The following is a 15,893-nucleotide window of genomic DNA, read 5'->3' on the forward strand; positions in this document are numbered from 1 at the left end:
CTCGTCACCCGGGCGACATCATCCCGGAATGGTGGGCGACATCATTTCGGAACGGGTGGGCGACTTCAAATCGGAATGGTGGGCGAGATCATCTCGGAATCCTGGGCGACATCGATCGGAATCCGCAGGCTGCCCATGAGCTACCTTGACGCGATGCCAGGTTCGAGCGCTTTCAAACAGGCACGCTGCGCGCGATGGATCGACAACCGTGAAGAACGGGCGATTATCACCTAACAACACCGAAAAATGTCCGGCTACGGCTGCGGCAAGTCCACCGACTCCTGTCTGGACGAAGACGTGGGTCGGAGGTTCGGGCAACTGTCGTAGTGCTTCAGTCAGGAGCGCGGTATATCCCTGCATTACCAGACCAGGAATACGTTCGTAGCCCGGCCGGGACGTGTCAGACACCGTGATCCAGCCGTTCTCTGCGGCAACTCAGGATGCTTCGGCAACGGAGTCGGCGCTGACGCGGATCATCTGCGCGCCATGTCAGACGATTGGCGCTACTCTGATTGCTGACGCCCGAGTGAATGAATATAGCGCAGTTCGCCCCCACTAGCTGAGCGCCGTGCGCTACGGACCTGCCATGATTGCCGTCCGTTGGCGCAGGATACCGTCATCCCCCGTGCTACGGCCTTCACCTCAGGTGCGTGAAGCTCCGAGATGTCAACAGCCCTGCCGAGGCGCGGAGTTGCTGCTTCTAAGACGAGCCGGATGACGGCATAGGAGCCGCCCAAAGCCTTGAAACTGCCAAGGCCGAGCCGGTGACCCTCGTCGTTGACTTGGACCGAGCCCACGCCAATCTCGTTGGCGAGGCCCGGCAAAGAAATCAGTGCTGTTTCCTTGTGGCCATTGCGATATCTAAGAAACCGCTCCACCTCGCACGCAGCTTCGCGACTCAGTATGTTGGCATCCGCACTATCCAAAGGCGCCCGGTGGTCAGTGCGATGGTTAAGAAGCAACATCGTTCGAGTTAGCGCAGATCTAAGCATCGCGGCGATGCGCTTGCCGAAACACTAGCGGCAATGCCAGCGATGTCACGCCTTCTCGCTAATCCGCAAGAAATGGGAGGCCGCTCTCGATGACGACCCTGACGGTGCTCAGGATCGGGCGGGTGATGCCTGATGTTTGAAGATCCGGCAGGAGGGCGTTGCGGCCATCGCTCACCCGTTCCCGGCTGCACTCCTCGTTTCGAGCACGAGGAAGGATGACGATTTCTAGGCCGTGGACACGAACTCGGTCCTCATCACGTACCCAGATCCAGCAGCACGAGAGCAAAAGGCAGCAGAGGCAAGCGCGTTGGATTGCAGTGGCGGGCCTTGCTCCCGGCCGGTTGATGCGTGCCTTCATGTTCTGCCGGCCCGGACGGCCAAAGCGCGGCCGAAGTCGAACCAGCATCGACGCTGGTCGTGATCCCGTTGCACGGTGAAGCAAGGACCTCCGATGGCAAGGCGTGTGGCGCCAATCTTCGTGCATGATGGCTAGACCCGTTTCACGCCTGAGTGCAATTGCAGAAAGCTCAGGACTGCAGCGGCCGCGTGGCTCGCCGCAAAGCCATTTGTAACGCCGCCGGCCGGCTGCTGGACGGTTCTGGCTCATTTGCGCTCTTATCGGAAGTGATGGAACGCACAGCCGACGCCTCGCAGGCCTTTGCGCCGATGAAAGCGGCGGCGCGTGGCTGAGGGACCAAAGGCTTCGCGGTCATGGCTGTCCAACAGTCGGATGACCAGTTTCGGCTGCTCGAAGAAGGAATGCACTTCTTCTCTGAGAGATCTTCCTACTACCGGGTTCACGGCCTTGACCAAAACCAGAGGACGTCAATCTGGTACAGCAAGAATGCGGCAGACTGGCTCTATGGAATGAACCAGTTCTGGCCTACATCCGTCTCATGAATGCTCCACAGCATAGGAGACCCGAGATGAGCAATGAAAGCGCTCACCTGCACTCTGAAACAGCGATCGGCGCACCGGTTTACAAGACTTGGATGTGCGCGCTCTGCGGGGTTGTTTACAACGAGCGGGAGGGATGGCCGGACGAGGGCATTCCGCCGGGCACTCGCTGGGAAGACGTCCCCGACGAGTGGATCTGCCCCGATTGCGGCGCAGACAAGAGTGAATTCCAGATGACCGAGGTCTGAACGAAATCCCGTTGATGCTGCGAGCAGCGTGCGCGGCATTCATCAATTGCCAGGGAGCTAGCATGTACGTCCCCCCACATTTCGCCGAGTCGCGCCCCGAGGCGCTTCACGATCTCATCAACAAAAATCCTCTCGGCATCCTCTTTACCAACGGGAAGAGCGGGCTCGACGTAAATCACCTACCTTTCGAGTTGCACGCGAAGGAAGGGCAGCAGGGCGTGCTTCATTCACATGTGGCTCGCGCAAATCCCATTTGGCAGGATATCGCCACGGGGAACGAGGTGCTGATCGTATTCCGCGCCGGGGACGCCTACATCGCGCCGAACTGGTATCCGAGCAAGGTCGAGTTCAAGAAGCAGGTCCCGTCCTGGAACTATATGGTGGCTCATGTGTACGGACGCGTGACGATCCGCGACGATGAGCGTTACGTTCGCGGCATGGTCGCGCGGCTGACGCGCATCCATGAGGCGAAGCAGGCCGATCCTTGGAAGATGACTGACAGCCCCAAGGACTACATCGACATGATGCTCAAGATGATCGTCGGAATCGAGATCGAGATCACACGGCTCGTTGGCAAGTCGAAGCTTAGTCAGAATAAGGAGGTTCGGGACATTCTCGGTGCAGGGAACGCGCTCAAGGCCCAGGGCAAGGATGTGATCGGCGATGCAATGCTGGCCGCCGCTGTGGCCAAAGCGGAGCAGGCCTGACTCATCCGACGGAGCGACATGCTCGCAGAAATCGTGGGCGCAGCACCTACTTGTAATCCTCGGGTATGGCGGGGCCAAATCCATCGGCGGCCCTGCGCAAGCATGGAAGAATCTCATTTGCCCTACGATCGTCTGCCCTGGCGAAAGCTGTGGTTGGAGTCAAAAACTGGAGATCAGTGCGCGTTCTTCCCGGCGCGCTGCGGAGCACCCCAACCCAATGTTCAAGTTCGCGGCGAGCGCCGATTGCCGCGAAAGAGACCTGAGCGCGGCCATCCAGATATTATCTGGCAGTTTCCATCCGTGGGCGCTTGGACAGTTTGGCATTTCTGTTCGCGCGGACCGATGCCTCAAGGACACCTTTCAGGCGGACTGCGGCCGCCTGCAAGTCCGCGACGGAAAAGCCGCCGAAGCCGAGCATTAGACCGAACCGAGCAGGCGCATCTTGGTACATGGGCGAGATCGGTCGCACAACCAGCCCGGCCTTGTGTGCTTGCTCGGCAAGCTTGACGTCGTCGAGGCCGGCAGGAAGCCAAAGCACCAGGTGCATACCTTGGTCGCTTGGTTGGAGCGCTGTCCAGGACGGCAGCTCTGTCTTAATGGCGGAGATCAGGGCCGCGCGCCGTTCTGCGTAAGCGCCCCGGATGCGCCGTATGTGAGCTTCGAAATAGCCCTCGCGCATATATTGCGCGAGCACATATTGATCGGCTGTCGGAGAATGGCGGTCAATAGGAGCACGGGCGCCCGCGAACGCATCCACCAGCGGAAGGGGAACGATGGCGTATCCGATCCGCATGGAGGAAAACAGCACCTTGCTCATCGTGCCGAGGTAGACGACACGTGTAGGATCGAGTCCCTGCAGGGACGGAAATGGATGTCCCGCGTAGCGAAGTTCGCTGTCGTAATCGTCCTCGACAATCCAGGCATTGTTTTGACGGGTCCAGGACAGCAGAGCCGTGCGTCTCGCCATGCTCATCGGCATGCCGAGCGGATATTGATGCGATGGCGTAACGAACGCGACCCGAGCCTTCGGGCATCGGACGAGACCTTCGTGGACGTCGATGCCCTGCGCGTCGACGGGAATCCGAGAGGTCTGGACGTTGAAGTTTCCGAGAACCGCGACAATACCGGGATAGGCGGGGTCTTCCGCCCAAACTGCGTCTCCGTCCGCAAGAAGAACGGTTGCAGCCAGAAAAAGACCCTGCTGCGTACCTGCCGTGATCACGACCTGGCCGGGCTCGCATTTCACTCCACGGGCCTTACGAACGTAGTCAGTAATCGCGAGCCGCAAATCAAGCAATCCTTTCGGGTATCCCGACGGGGCAGCCACGCGCAGCGCTCGGACGCGATTACCGAGGCGGCGCCACTTGTCATCCGGGGCGACCGCGCCTGCCGGCTGAGCGATTGCAAATGGCGTCGTCCCTTGGGGTCGAAGAGTTTGCGCGACCTCTGCAAGACGGGCGACGTTCTCCGCCAACACAGGGCCGATCCGCGGCGGCTCAATGAATGCCTGCGCTGGGCTCACGAGTTCGCTATCGCCGTTGACGTTGGCGACGATCGTGCCGCCTCTGACGCGCGCCTCGAGGTAGCCTTCCGCATGTAGCTGACCAAACGCCTCGATGACCGTACCCCTCGCGAGTTGGAGCGATGCAGCGAGGGCGCGAGTGGACGGCAGCCGTTCGCCCGGCTTCAACATCCCGTTTGATATCGCCTCGCGAAGTACCTGCGTGAGTTGTTGTCCGAGCCGGCCTGCGGTCTTGTCGAGAGAGCCCAGCGAGGGAATTGCGATGATGTTTCGGCGCCTTGCCATTGCCGTTCTGGTCTACCTGTCCGCTCGTACTTTGAAGTCCAGAATAGACCAACTGTGTGAGTCATTGAAAGAAATCGTCACATACCGCTCTACCGCTCGGCTTTGAAATCCCAACCCCCGAGCAGCGATGGCCTTGCGGGTCAGCTACCATCTCCCCATGACTTAGGTAGGCCGGCCCGAGGGCCGTGGAAGATCGCCTCGTTGAATCAAGGGCTGAGCATCTTCGTTGTTGAGAGGCTATCCAGTTTCGAAGCCCATCGAAAGTGTGAAATCCATCGGCCGCGTAGCAGCGGACGTCCGGAAAGGCCTGCATCAATTCGGCGAGCGCATGTCCCGGATCGAGGTCCAGCACCCCTGCTGACCCCCCAGCTCTGCCAGGGCCTCCAGGGTCGCCGACCAGTCGATGAGGCGCGCGATCTGGCAAGCGAGCTTCACTGTTGCATCGCTTGGGCAGAAGATGCGCTCGCCGTCGCCTCCTGCGAGCAGAATCCGCGGGCTTGCGATCGGCTCGCGCCTGCTGGCGTCGAGCGCCTCTTGCAACGGTTTGCAGGCGCGCGCGAGCCGTGACGTGTGGGAAGTGATCTCAATGCGTGTCTATATGTTGAAGGCGGCTGCGGCGCTCAGGCGCTACATCGATGATCGCCTTGTAGAGATGGATCGGCGAGCATCAGCGATAGCTCGCTGCCAGACCAATGAGGAATGCATGATCTGAGGTTCTCCGCAGGCGCGGACGCCCCGGCGGCGAAGGTTGCTGTTCGGCGCCAAGCAGAGGTTTGCTGAACCAAGCTCCAGCCAGACCTGCAGTTCATCGCGAGGAGCGGGCGTGTTCGCCGTCGAGTTGCGCCAGCAGCCAGTCTGCAAACGCTCGTACGGCCGATCTTTGTCGGCTGGCGCGCGGATAGATGAGACGGTGACCGGCGTAACTGATATCGTTCGCCCGTCCCGCCAATGGGGCAACCAATCGCCCATTGGCCAGTTCACGCTCGGCCAGGAGGGTTGATTCCAACGCCACTCCCAATCCCTCCGCAGCGGTCGCAATCGCAAGAAAGCTCCGATCGAACCTCATGCCGTGGAGCGCGGGGGGCTTCCAATCCGTTCGCGGCGAACCATTGATGCCACTGCACTTGCTTCACGTCTGAGCGGATGAGCGTCTGATCGAGCAGATCAGCGGCTTTCCTTATCGATTTTGCGAGCGGGGGAGAGCAGAGCGGCGTGACCGTCTCCTCTGGTAGAGGAACAATCTCGACGCCTTCCGCGCGCGGCGGACCGTAGACGATATCGATATCGAAATCATCGTTGCTGAAGCGCGCATAATCCGTGCTTGCGGCCAATCGAACCTCGAGCTTCGGGTACGCAGCAAGAAACTGTGCGAGCCGTGGTGCCAGCCATTGCGCAGCAAAGCTTGGGGCGGAGTGGACGCGCACAAGTTGCGATCCGCGCGCGGCGACTTCCTCAAGGCCGCGGCGGAGCTGATCGAACGCCGCCCCGGTGTGACGCATCAGATTTTCGCCGGCAGGCGTGAGCCGCACAGAGCGCGCACTGCGATCGAACAGAACGGTCCGAAGCGTGGCCTCCAGCTTCCGGATCGCGTGACTGACGGCGCTCGGCGTCAGATGAAGCTCATTCGCCGCATCGCGAAACGATCCGGTCCGGGCTGCGGCTTCAAAGGCACGAATTGAGGATATCGGGATCTTCGAGAGCATCCGATAAGTGAACCAGATTCATCAATCCGTGACAACTGTGCGTTTGTACGGACGGCCTCCGCAGGTCATTCCTGAATCCAGCAAGGAAGAACAATTTGCGGGAGGAATTGATGCTGCTCAGCGGCAAGACGGCAATCATTTCGGGCGCGGCCTCGCCGCGGGGGATCGGGCTCGCAACCGCCCGGCGATTCGCCGCCGAGGGCGCTCGGGTGGCCATTCTGGATATCGACGCCGGCGCCGCGGCGGACGCTGCGGCATCGCTTGGAAAGTCCCACATTGGACTGGCGTGCAACGTCGCCGACAAATCGTTCTGCGAACAGGCAGTCGCCCGCGTAATCGAAACCTTCGCACGCATCGATATCCTGATCAACAATGCCGGGATCACCCAGCCGGTCAAGTTCCCGGACATTTCGCCGGCCGATTGGGATCGAATTCAGGACGTCAATCTCAAGGGTATCCTGTTTCTGTCGCAGGCGGTGATCCCGCATATGCGCGCACGAAAGTCCGGGTCGATCGCATGCATGTCGTCCGTCTCGGCCCAGCGCGGTGGTGGCATTTTCGGCGGCCCACACTACTCGGCTGCGAAAGCAGGGGTCCTTGGCCTCGCCAAGGCGATGGCGCGGGAGTTCGGCCCTGATCGGATTCGCGTCAACTGCGTCACGCCCGGCCTGATCGGCACGGATATTACGGCAGGCAAGCTGAACGATGAAATGAGAGCGAAAATTCTGGAAGGCATTCCGCTCAATCGCCTCGGCACGGCAGAAGACGTTGCCGGTATCTACACCTTCCTAGCCTCCGATCTATCTGCCTACGTCACGGGTGCCGTGATCGACGTCAACGGCGGCATGCTTATCCACTGAGCCAGCGAGATAAGGTCCAGATCGATGGAAACGCCCACCAATGTGCTTATCAACGTGCCCAAGCTGGCGGACCGCGCCTACAATATACGCCGCAATGCGTTGCGCATGGGCGAAGTCCAGGGGCAGGGTTATATCGCGCAGGCGCTGGACATATCCGATGTTCTCGCCGTGGCCTACTTCCACGCCATGCGTTACCGGCCTGAAGATCCGTCATGGGACTGCCGGGACCGCTTTCTGCTCTCCAACGGACATTATGCCATCGCACTCTACGCAGCTTTGATCGAAGCGGGAATTGTCCCGGAGGAAGAACTCGAAACCTATGGCAGCGACGAAAGCCGCCTGCCAATGTCGGGCATTGCCTCCTACACGCCCGGAGTGGAAATGTCGGGCGGATCGCTCGGACTTGGGCTGAGCATTGCCGTCGGCATGAGCCTAGGACTCAAGCGCAAAAAATCCGAGGCACGGGTATACACGTTGTTTTCCGAAGGCGAACTCGACGAAGGCTCCGTCTGGGAAGCGATCCAGTCGGCAGGCCACTACAAGCTCGACAATCTGATCGGCATCGTCGACGTCAACAATCAGCAGGCGGATGGTCCTTCCACGCAGGTTATGGCCTTCGAGCCGCTAGTCGACAAGCTTCAGGCCTTCGGCTGGTTCGTGCAGCGGATCGACGGCAACGATCTCGATGCCGTACTTGCCGCGTTCGACGCCGCCAAGTCCCATCCCGAGCCCAAGCCGCGGATGATCGTCGACGACACTCTGATGGGGAAGGGCGTTCCTTTCCTGGAGCAGCGCGAGAAGAATCATTTCATCCGCGTCGAGCAGCACGAATGGCAGCTCGCGCTTGCGGCGCTGGAAGCGGGGAGGCAGGCATGAGGACCATCAGATCAGCACCGCAGCCGGGCAAGCCGCGCCTTACCACCTCCGCCATGATCGCATCGATCGCTTCTGAGGGACAGAAGACGAAACCGGCGCCCTTTGGACATGCGCTCGTCGAGCTCGCCCGCAACCGCCCTGAGGTGGTCGGCATGACGGCCGATCTCGGCAAATACACCGACCTGCACATCTTCGCGAAGGAATTTCCGGACCGTTATTATCAGATGGGCATGGCCGAGCAGCTTCTGTTCGGCGCAGCGTCGGGCCTTGCCGCCGAAGGCTTCATGCCGTTCGCGACCACTTACGCGGTGTTCGCATCGCGACGGGCTTACGACTTCATACACCAGACGATCGCGGAGGAAGATCGCAACGTGAAGATTCGTCTGCGCGCTGCCGGGGCTGACCTCGGGCTATGGCCCGAGCCATCAGGCCGCAGAAGATGTCGCCCTGTTTCGCGCGATGCCGAATATGACGGTCATCGATCCCTGCGATGCTCACGAAATCGAGCAGTTGGTGCCCGCCATCGCGGTCCATCACGGGCCTGTCTACACCCGCCTGCTGCGCGGCGAGGTGCCGCTCGTGCTCGACGAATATGATTACAAATTCGAGCTCGGCAGGGCCAAGCTGATTCGTGACGGGAAGGACGCCCTGGTCATCTCATCCGGCATCATGACCATGCGTGCGCTCGAGGCGGCGCAAACCTTGAAGGGCGACAGCATCGACATTGCGGTGCTGCATGTTCCCACCATCAAGCCGCTCGACATTGAGACGATCTTGCGTGAAGCCGGCAAATCGGGCCGTCTTGTCGTCGTTGCCGAGAACCACACGTCGATTGGCGGCCTTGGCGAGGCAATTGCCGCGGTTCTGATGCGTTCAGGCGTTCATCCGCGTTTCCGCCAGATCGCATTGCCGGACGAATTCCTTGACGCTGGCGCACTTCCGACACTGCACGACCGTTACGGGATTTCCACCGCAGAGGTCGCAAGGCAGATCAAACAGTGGCTTTAGTGCACCGGCGCTAAGCGCCAATCCAGCCAAGCCCTTGTGAGGAGCTACGCCCGTCGCATGTTGCGGCGGCGAGCGATGGCTTGGCTTGCCTACATGCCGGCGGTCGAGAGCCGGTGAACCAAGAGTCGCGAAAGCTGCACGCCAGCGCAGGCTGATGCTGTCGGCACCAACGTCAATGCAGGATCAGGAGGAAACATGATTGTCTCGAAGCCCGGAAGGATGAGCCGCCGTACGCTATTGATGGCAGCCACGGCCGTACCTCTCTGCGGGATTCTTACTCGTCCGGCTTCTGCAGCCGAGTTCGTTCACAAGTTTGCGACCGGGCAGGATCCGACCCACCCCGTGAATATCCGGGCCCAAGAGGCGATCGACCGTATCCGCGAAGCGACGAGCGGCCGGCTGGAGATCAGGCTGTTTCCGGCCAATCAGCTCGGCTCCGACACCGAACTCCCGACCAGGTACGCAACGGCGTGAGTTCTTCAACTAATCGTCCTCGATCCTTGCCACCCTTGGTGCCGAGCGCGGGCATCGTGAACACCCTTCGCATTCGCCGATTACGACAGCGTATGGAAGGCGATGGACGGCAAACTCGGCACCTATGGAATTCCGGTCATTGCCCGTCACGACGACATGCTTCGTTTTGCGAGCTTTCATTGTCCCGAGGATGCGCTTTGGGTCTCCCTTTTCGCGGATGAGAACCAGCCCGTCGTCGTCAAGACACTGAAGCGGACCGCGGCGATCGGCAGCTATCGCCGAGCTGCCGGCTGGGCCGACGAGACGCGGGATGGGCGCGGCATCGACCGGAGCTATCTACTTTTTGGCCAATAAGTTGGGCTGCCGCCGCGCCCTGCCTACTTAAGATGCATGCGCTCGCGCGCGTTCGCGGGCTTCGCGGCGACGCTGGCGCCGTTCGCGTCGGCGCTTCGCTCGCTCTGCCGGCAGCGGCAAGGATGGCACTGGTGGCCCGGCCGTTTCCACTGGCACCTTCTCCACCGGTTCGTGTTCGGTCCGGCGCGCCTCCATGGATTCGAGCACGGCTCGTCCCTTCACAGTAATCCTCCAGCCGCCGTTTTGACGCTCGACGAGGCCGTCCGAAAAAATGTCGAGCCCGGGTACGCGCGTCGCCATCCGCTTGGTGCGCTCGGCCCATTCCGGGCCGCTGGTCGCCAAGATGGCCATGTCGCGCTTGAGGTCCGCCATCACGGCGAATCCCTCGGGGTAACTCACCAGGATCTTTAAGACCGTGACCTGCAAATTCACTGCGCACCTCGCCTGATCAACGCCACATCTTCGGCGCTTGTGTCAGGGCTTTCCGGCCAATCTGCCGCAGCTCGTCCGGTGTCGTTTCGCCGGTCTTTGCAGCTTCGAGGATCTTGCACGCGACATGGGTGCGAGCGCCCGTCTCGTCGCGGGGTAGCTTTTCGCAGACCTCGTCAAGTACCGCTCGCAATAGAGCGGTTGTAGCTTGTTCAAACATGGGTACGCCCCTTGGAAAGCCCAATCCTACCGCAAGTCTTTCCATTTTGGGATCCACTAATGTGAACTATGAACTCTGCCGCACTGCACACGACCTGGGCTTGCTCCCCTCCCGAAATCCTGCTCGAAACTGCGCCTCTCAAATCGGCCAGGCCGAGTCGCGGCTCAGCCTGCCCCTCACCGTGGGCGAGGACAACGATTCTCCAAGAAGCCGAACCGGCTGTCGAGCAGGCATCTCGTTTTCAAGCAGCGCGATCGAGAAGTGTTCGAGCTCGCGGTGGTTCGAAATCGCGATCGGCCTGGACCTGCTGCGCGTGATGATGTCCAAATCGTTGACTTGAGCCTTCAGCCGGACGGTCCGGGCCTGCGCGGTCCTTGTCCTCCCAGTGCCGCCAGACCTTCTCGATCAGCGGGCCCAACTCGGAGGCCATTGCGTCGAAAGCGCTAAAGATCGGTTGAGGACGTGTTCTCCGCACCAACCGACTTCCGGATCCGGTTCGCGCGGACCTCGCGGTGATCAATGCCCCTCGATATCCAGTAGTATTACGCGCCGGCCTTGCCGAATTGGCTTGCAGAGTCGAGCGACTGATTGCGGAGGTCGAGGCAGTGTACAGCCCGAGAGCATTCATCTTGGCGCAACTCGCCGGACCGATGCCGTGGGATTTGCTGACAGCGAGTGCCTCCACGAAGCCGGGGCTCATCTGCGGCGTGATGACGTACTGGCCGTTTGCGGCGCCAGGTTTCCTGCAGATACGCGCCGGCCGCGGAAACTCGCGTCCGAGGGGCCGCGCTAGCTCGCCCTGGTCAGCGCTCTGGAGCGGGACATCGCTGACGGCCGGCTGTCCGATGGCGACCACCTGAGGCGCTGAAAAAGCCTGCCGGGCGTCCCAGCGCGAGTGCTCTATTGCCTGCCGACGTTGCAGAGCCCCACGGCTCGCACGATGAGTCTTGACCGCGGCCGCGCATCGATGAAGCCGCGGAGGAGCCCGATCTCGCCATCATAGAGGATGACGTTTTACGGCTTTTTCTTCCCCGAGCGTCCTGTGCCGATCGCCTCATTGGTGCCGGCCCGCTCCTTCTAAATCACGTCCTACTCCAAATGCCTTGCGCCAGCCTTCAGGCTCGGGACGAACAGTCCCGCCGGCCTACATCGCTCAAACTGAGCTCCTCCTGCACGCCTGTGCCTGGTTTGTTGCTCCGAGGCTGTGATGCGGTTGATTGAGAGCGGAAAGCTGGAAGAACTTCTGCGTGAGCGGCGCGTCCAGGCGCACGAGCGTTACGGGGTGTTCGTACGGCTGCCATCAAGCCGGTGCTGCCGAGCTAACGAAAATCACCAATGGAAATTCTCGGCCAGGTCTTTGTCCGCCGAGCGGCTTTGATCTTCACCGACCAAGCGTCGATGAGACTGCCGAGGACCAATCGCCCGTTGCCGCGAATGTCCGGCCATTTCATCGTTGGTGTTCCCAGTGGCAACGAGATCACCCCATGCGCCGCCGATAGCAGGGCGGTCGCTAGGCGCTCCGTCAGCCCTGGCGTCGCCTCCACGCCCAATTCGGAAAGATACTCCGCGATCGAGGTCACAAAGAGCCCGTATCCCTTTCGTGCGATCTCAGTTTGCCCGAAATAAACCCCGTCGGGAAAACGCCTGTCCTCGACCGTGCCGGCCATCGAATAGAGCGATCGAAAATGATCGGGATTGTCGACCCAATAATCGATATAGGCCTGCATGACGCGCCGCAGCCGGGCCTCGCCGCTGGATTGGAGCGCGCGGACTTGTTCGAGCCGATCCGCCATTTCCTCGAGATTCCTCTCCTTCACTGCCATCAGTAGCAGGATCTTGGTCGGAAAGTATTTGAGAACCGTGCCCTTCGAGTAATCGAGCGCATCGGCAATCTTCTGGATCGAAACCGTTTCGAGCGTGCCGCTCGCGAATTGCTTTCGCGCTGTTTCAAGGATTCGAGCCTGCAACGCTTGCTTGTCAGCTTGTTGGCGCGCGCGCTTCTGAAAGCGCCGCATCGCCTTAGGGTTTCCTGATCTCTCGACCGACATCCGAATCTCCGCCTGGGGTCTCCTGCAGCTACATGGCAAAAACGCCCTTCGATTCGTGGGCTTGCCAACTCTCATTATAAATGACTATAGTCAATTAACTACACGAAACGACAGTGGGAGGGAAGCGGTGGCAGCATCGGCACTGGAGTACGCCTGCAGCGATTTTGATCCGTTCGCCTGGGACACTCGCATCGACCCCTATCCGGCCTATGCCGCGCTTCGCGCGAAGGCGCCCATCGTCCGCCTTGAGAAGTACGGCATCTTCGCCGTGCCGCGTTTTGCCGAGATCAAGGCGGTCTTTGCGGACCATCTGAACTTCAGTAATGCCGGTGGTGCCGGCATCGTCAATTATTTCAAGGAGAAGCCGTGGCGTCCGCCGGGCATTGTCCTTGAAGCTGACCCGCCGCTACATACACGCACCCGAAAGGTGCTGGCGCGGATCATGTCGCCGGGTGCGATGCGGGGCCTCGAGAACGGCTTCAAGGCCAAGGCTGTCGCGCTGGTCAATGAATTGATCGAAAAGAGATCGTTCGACGCAGTCCGCGATCTTGCCGAAGTATTTCCGGTGACCGTATTTCCGGACGCCCTGGGCATCGACAACGAAGGCCGCGAAAATTTTCTGACCTACGGCGCAATGGTCTTTGCCGGCATGGGGCCCGAGAACGACTACTTTCGAACTCTCATGGCCCAGTCACCTCAAGTCTTGCCCTGGGTCGCCGCAAAATGCCAACGGGAGGCATTGGCTCCCGGCAGTTTTGGCGCGCAGGTCTACGAGGCTGCAGATAGCGGCGAAATCACCCAGGACGAAGCGCCTCTGCTCGTTCGGTCCTTTCTCTCGGCGGGGCTGGATACGACAATCAGTGCCATAGGCATGGCTCTCTTTAGTTTGACCCGTCATCCGGAGCAGTGGGCCGTACTGGCTGCCAATCCTTCGCTGGCGCGCGCGGCATTCGATGAGAGCCTGCGCTATGATTCCGCCGCACCTTACGTCTTCCGGACCACACCGCATGAAACCGAGATCGCAGGGGTGCCGATCGGTAAGCACGAGAAACTGTTACTGCTGATTGGTTCGGCAAATCGCGACGAAACGCGGTGGGAACGGCCCGACCAGTTCGACATCACCCGGCGCGTTTCAGGGCATATCGGCTTCGGCACCGGGATCCACGGCTGCGTGGGGCAGATGATCGCGCGGCTCGAAGGCGAAGCCGTTCTGGCGGCCTTGGCGGCGAGCGTCGCATCAATCGAGACAACGGGCGAGCCGGTATACCGCGACAGCAGCGGATTGCGGGCCCTCAGCTCACTGCCGGTACGCGTTACGACGAAATAGCGCCAGCCCGGGCTCTTTGCAGCGGCTGTCATTGCGCGTCAGGACGGCTGAAGGACCTGCTTCCTTTGCGAGCTTATTGTCCCGAAAGGGTTGTGTTGTGACGCCGTGCAAGCCCCGCTGCTTCCTCGACGTAGTTGCTATAGTTCAGCACGCCTTTCGCATGGAAGTTCGTTGAGCCGAGAAGGGATCTTGTTCTTGTAAACGAGCTTCCCCAAGGGCCCGAAGGATCAAGGATCGCCTTGCTGACGTTTTCATCGAAAATCGCGGGCCCTCTATCAAGTCTCGCGAAATGCGCCATCTTCGTCGTCGTGGCGAACCCCAGGCCGGTCATCAGATCAACGCCGGCGGCGAGCAGCGCATCGCGTTGCGAGTCCGTGCTCTGGCGCTCGGAGTCCGACGACACGCGCATGTAGCCAACCAACATAGGCGGATACGCATTGGAAATAGGTTTCCGTATTGCAGCGCGTGGAGACAGAGTTTTCCGCATGTTTTTTGCGCCACCAGGCGTTTAGTTTAGGACGCCACTACAAGATTCGGTAGTTGGCTAAAGACACTTTGAGGCCCTAGGGTCCGGCCGCCTTCCCCGCCGATTATCATCGACGAACAGAAGTGAACGCAAGCGCACGTGAAGCCCGCAGCGCCTGCCGGTCACCTTCCGCCCTTCCATCGCGTAGAGACTGAAGTGTCACCATGTCCGAACAACCCTTGCCGACGCTGCCGATGTGGCGCGTCGATCACATCGAGCCCTCGCCCAAGATGTTGGCGCTACGCGCCAACGGTCCGATCCACCGCGTGCGCTTCCCGTCGGGGCACGAAGGCTGGTGGGTGACAGGCTACGACGAGGCCAAGGCGGTGCTGTCCGACGCGGCGTTCCGGCCCGCGGGAATGCCGCCGGCGGCATTCACCCCGGATTCGGTAATTCTCGGTTCGCCGGGGTGGCTCGTCTCGCACGAGGGGGGCGAGCATGCCCGGTTACGCACGATCGTGGCGCCGGCCTTCAGCGACCGCAGGGTGAAGCTGCTCGCGCAGCAGGTCGAGGCGATCGCCGCGCAGTTGTTCGAGACGCTGGCGGCCCAGCCCCAGCCCGCCGACCTGCGGCGCCACCTCTCCTTTCCGCTTCCGGCCATGGTCATCACTGCGTTGATGGGCGTGCTCTACGAGGATCACGCGTTTTTCGCCGGGCTCTCCGACGAGGTAATGACGCACCAGCATGAAAGCGGCCCGCGCAGCGCGTCGCGCCTGGCCTGGGAAGAACTGCGCGCCTACATTCGTGGAAAGATGCGGGACAAGCGCCAGGATCCGGGCGACAACCTGCTGACGGATTTGCTCGCGGCGGTCGACCAGGGCAAGGCGACCGAGGAAGAGGCGATCGGCCTGGCCGCGGGCATGCTGGTGGCGGGGCACGAGAGCACCGTCGCGCAGATCGAATTCGGCCTGCTGGCCATGTTCCGCCATCCGCAACAGCGCGAACGCCTGGTCGGCGATCCATCCCTGGTGGACACGGCGGTGGAGGAAATCCTGCGCATGTACCCGGTGGGCGTGGGCTGGGACGGCATCATGCGCTATCCGAGGACCGAGGTGACCATCGCGGGCGTGCATATTCCCGCGGAGAGCAAGGTGCTGGTCGGACTGCCGGCGACGTCGTTCGATCCGCGCCATTTCGACGATCCGGAAATCTTCGATATCGGGCGCGACGAAAATCCGCACCTAGCGTTCTCCTACGGTCCGCACTACTGCCTCGGCATGGCGCTGGCCAGGCTGGAACTCAAAGTGGTGTTCGGTTCGATCTTCCAGCGCTTTCCCGCGCTGCGCCTGGCCGTGGCGCCCGAAGAACTGAAGTTGCGCAAGGAGATCATCACTGGCGGGTTCGAAGAGCTGCCGGTGCTCTGGTGATGCGCGGACTCCCCCGGGAATCGCGATCTTCTCCGCAATTTGCCGGCGCG

Annotated in this window: 16 protein-coding genes and 3 pseudogenes; 11 read left to right on the plus strand and 8 right to left on the minus strand. The window is 61.1% G+C overall.

What is annotated here, in order from left to right; genetic code table 11:
- Window positions 1-234: hypothetical protein (locus ACIPUD_RS35910; RefSeq protein WP_446482563.1), on the plus strand; the 234-nt coding region annotated here is incomplete at its 5' end.
- Here the strand turns inward: ACIPUD_RS35910 and ACIPUD_RS35915 are convergent.
- Window positions 127-965: pseudogene (locus ACIPUD_RS35915) on the minus strand (diaminopropionate ammonia-lyase); the annotation flags it as partial. The gene ACIPUD_RS35910 and the pseudogene ACIPUD_RS35915 sit on opposite strands and share 108 nt — an antisense overlap.
- Before the next feature lie 953 nt (window positions 966-1,918).
- Here ACIPUD_RS35915 and ACIPUD_RS35920 point away from each other — a divergent pair.
- Both ACIPUD_RS35920 and ACIPUD_RS35925 read left to right on the plus strand, forming a co-directional pair.
- On the plus strand, window positions 1,919-2,137 hold the full coding sequence (locus ACIPUD_RS35920; RefSeq protein WP_446482513.1) for a rubredoxin: 219 nt from the start codon (window positions 1,919-1,921) through the stop codon (window positions 2,135-2,137).
- 62 nt (window positions 2,138-2,199) lie between these two features.
- Window positions 2,200-2,844, plus strand: a complete 645-nt coding sequence (locus ACIPUD_RS35925; RefSeq protein WP_446482560.1) for an FMN-binding negative transcriptional regulator — start codon at window positions 2,200-2,202, stop codon at window positions 2,842-2,844.
- A gap of 280 nt (window positions 2,845-3,124) precedes the next feature.
- Here the strand turns inward: ACIPUD_RS35925 and pdxR are convergent, their stop codons facing one another.
- Window positions 3,125-4,651, minus strand: coding sequence for a MocR-like pyridoxine biosynthesis transcription factor PdxR (pdxR, locus tag ACIPUD_RS35930; protein ID WP_446482514.1), 1,527 nt, complete (start codon window positions 4,649-4,651; stop codon window positions 3,125-3,127).
- Window positions 4,652-5,054: 403 nt separating this feature from the next.
- On the opposite strand from pdxR, the gene ACIPUD_RS35935 reads away from it, so the two are divergent.
- Window positions 5,055-5,363: a hypothetical protein gene (locus ACIPUD_RS35935; RefSeq protein WP_446482515.1), complete on the plus strand. Its 309-nt coding sequence runs from the start codon at window positions 5,055-5,057 to the stop codon at window positions 5,361-5,363.
- A gap of 93 nt (window positions 5,364-5,456) precedes the next feature.
- Here the strand turns inward: ACIPUD_RS35935 and ACIPUD_RS35940 are convergent.
- A pseudogene (locus ACIPUD_RS35940) lies at window positions 5,457-6,354 on the minus strand (LysR substrate-binding domain-containing protein).
- Between the two features lie 110 nt (window positions 6,355-6,464).
- Between ACIPUD_RS35940 and ACIPUD_RS35945 the strand changes: the two are divergent.
- From ACIPUD_RS35945 to ACIPUD_RS35965, 5 genes and pseudogenes are all read left to right on the plus strand, one after another.
- A complete protein-coding gene (locus tag ACIPUD_RS35945) occupies window positions 6,465-7,214 on the plus strand; it encodes an SDR family NAD(P)-dependent oxidoreductase (protein ID WP_446482516.1) in 750 nt (249 codons plus the stop codon).
- Between the two features lie 24 nt (window positions 7,215-7,238).
- Complete coding sequence (locus ACIPUD_RS35950) at window positions 7,239-8,090, plus strand: transketolase (protein WP_446482517.1); 852 nt, start codon at window positions 7,239-7,241, stop codon at window positions 8,088-8,090.
- Window positions 8,087-9,098 (plus strand): annotated as a pseudogene (locus ACIPUD_RS35955) (transketolase family protein). The gene ACIPUD_RS35950 and the pseudogene ACIPUD_RS35955 overlap by 4 nt, the downstream one beginning before the upstream one ends.
- A gap of 195 nt (window positions 9,099-9,293) precedes the next feature.
- A complete protein-coding gene (locus ACIPUD_RS35960) occupies window positions 9,294-9,572 on the plus strand; it encodes a hypothetical protein (RefSeq protein WP_446482518.1) in 279 nt (92 codons plus the stop codon).
- A 102-nt stretch (window positions 9,573-9,674) separates the two neighbouring features.
- On the plus strand, window positions 9,675-9,926 hold the full coding sequence (locus ACIPUD_RS35965; RefSeq protein ID WP_446482519.1) for a 4Fe-4S ferredoxin: 252 nt from the start codon (window positions 9,675-9,677) through the stop codon (window positions 9,924-9,926).
- Between the two features lie 27 nt (window positions 9,927-9,953).
- On the opposite strand, the gene ACIPUD_RS35970 is transcribed toward ACIPUD_RS35965, so the two are convergent.
- The 4 genes from ACIPUD_RS35970 to ACIPUD_RS35985 all read right to left on the minus strand — a co-directional run bounded on the left by ACIPUD_RS35970 (window position 9,954) and on the right by ACIPUD_RS35985 (window position 12,623).
- Complete coding sequence (locus tag ACIPUD_RS35970; RefSeq protein ID WP_377789655.1) at window positions 9,954-10,358, minus strand: hypothetical protein; 405 nt, start codon at window positions 10,356-10,358, stop codon at window positions 9,954-9,956.
- 16 nt (window positions 10,359-10,374) lie between these two features.
- Window positions 10,375-10,575, minus strand: a complete 201-nt coding sequence (locus ACIPUD_RS35975) for a hypothetical protein (RefSeq protein WP_377789780.1) — start codon at window positions 10,573-10,575, stop codon at window positions 10,375-10,377.
- 138 nt (window positions 10,576-10,713) lie between these two features.
- Window positions 10,714-10,902, minus strand: a complete 189-nt coding sequence (locus tag ACIPUD_RS35980) for a hypothetical protein (RefSeq protein WP_338014005.1) — start codon at window positions 10,900-10,902, stop codon at window positions 10,714-10,716.
- 992 nt (window positions 10,903-11,894) lie between these two features.
- Window positions 11,895-12,623, minus strand: coding sequence for a TetR/AcrR family transcriptional regulator (locus ACIPUD_RS35985; protein WP_446482520.1), 729 nt, complete (start codon window positions 12,621-12,623; stop codon window positions 11,895-11,897).
- 127 nt (window positions 12,624-12,750) lie between these two features.
- On the opposite strand from ACIPUD_RS35985, the gene ACIPUD_RS35990 reads away from it, so the two are divergent.
- Window positions 12,751-13,950 carry a cytochrome P450 gene (locus tag ACIPUD_RS35990; protein ID WP_446482521.1) on the plus strand — a complete coding sequence of 400 codons (1,200 nt, stop codon included), beginning with the start codon at window positions 12,751-12,753 and terminating at the stop codon, window positions 13,948-13,950.
- A gap of 73 nt (window positions 13,951-14,023) precedes the next feature.
- Here ACIPUD_RS35990 and ACIPUD_RS35995 read toward each other — a convergent pair whose 3' ends face one another.
- Window positions 14,024-14,359, minus strand: coding sequence for a hypothetical protein (locus tag ACIPUD_RS35995; protein ID WP_446482522.1), 336 nt, complete (start codon window positions 14,357-14,359; stop codon window positions 14,024-14,026).
- Between the two features lie 281 nt (window positions 14,360-14,640).
- On the opposite strand from ACIPUD_RS35995, the gene ACIPUD_RS36000 reads away from it, so the two are divergent.
- Window positions 14,641-15,843 (plus strand): cytochrome P450, encoded by a 1,203-nt coding sequence (locus ACIPUD_RS36000; RefSeq protein WP_446482523.1) that lies wholly within the window; start codon window positions 14,641-14,643, stop codon window positions 15,841-15,843.
- The last annotated feature ends 50 nt before the right edge of the window (window positions 15,844-15,893 follow it).

The organism is Bradyrhizobium sp. CAR08 (genome assembly GCF_052871955.1).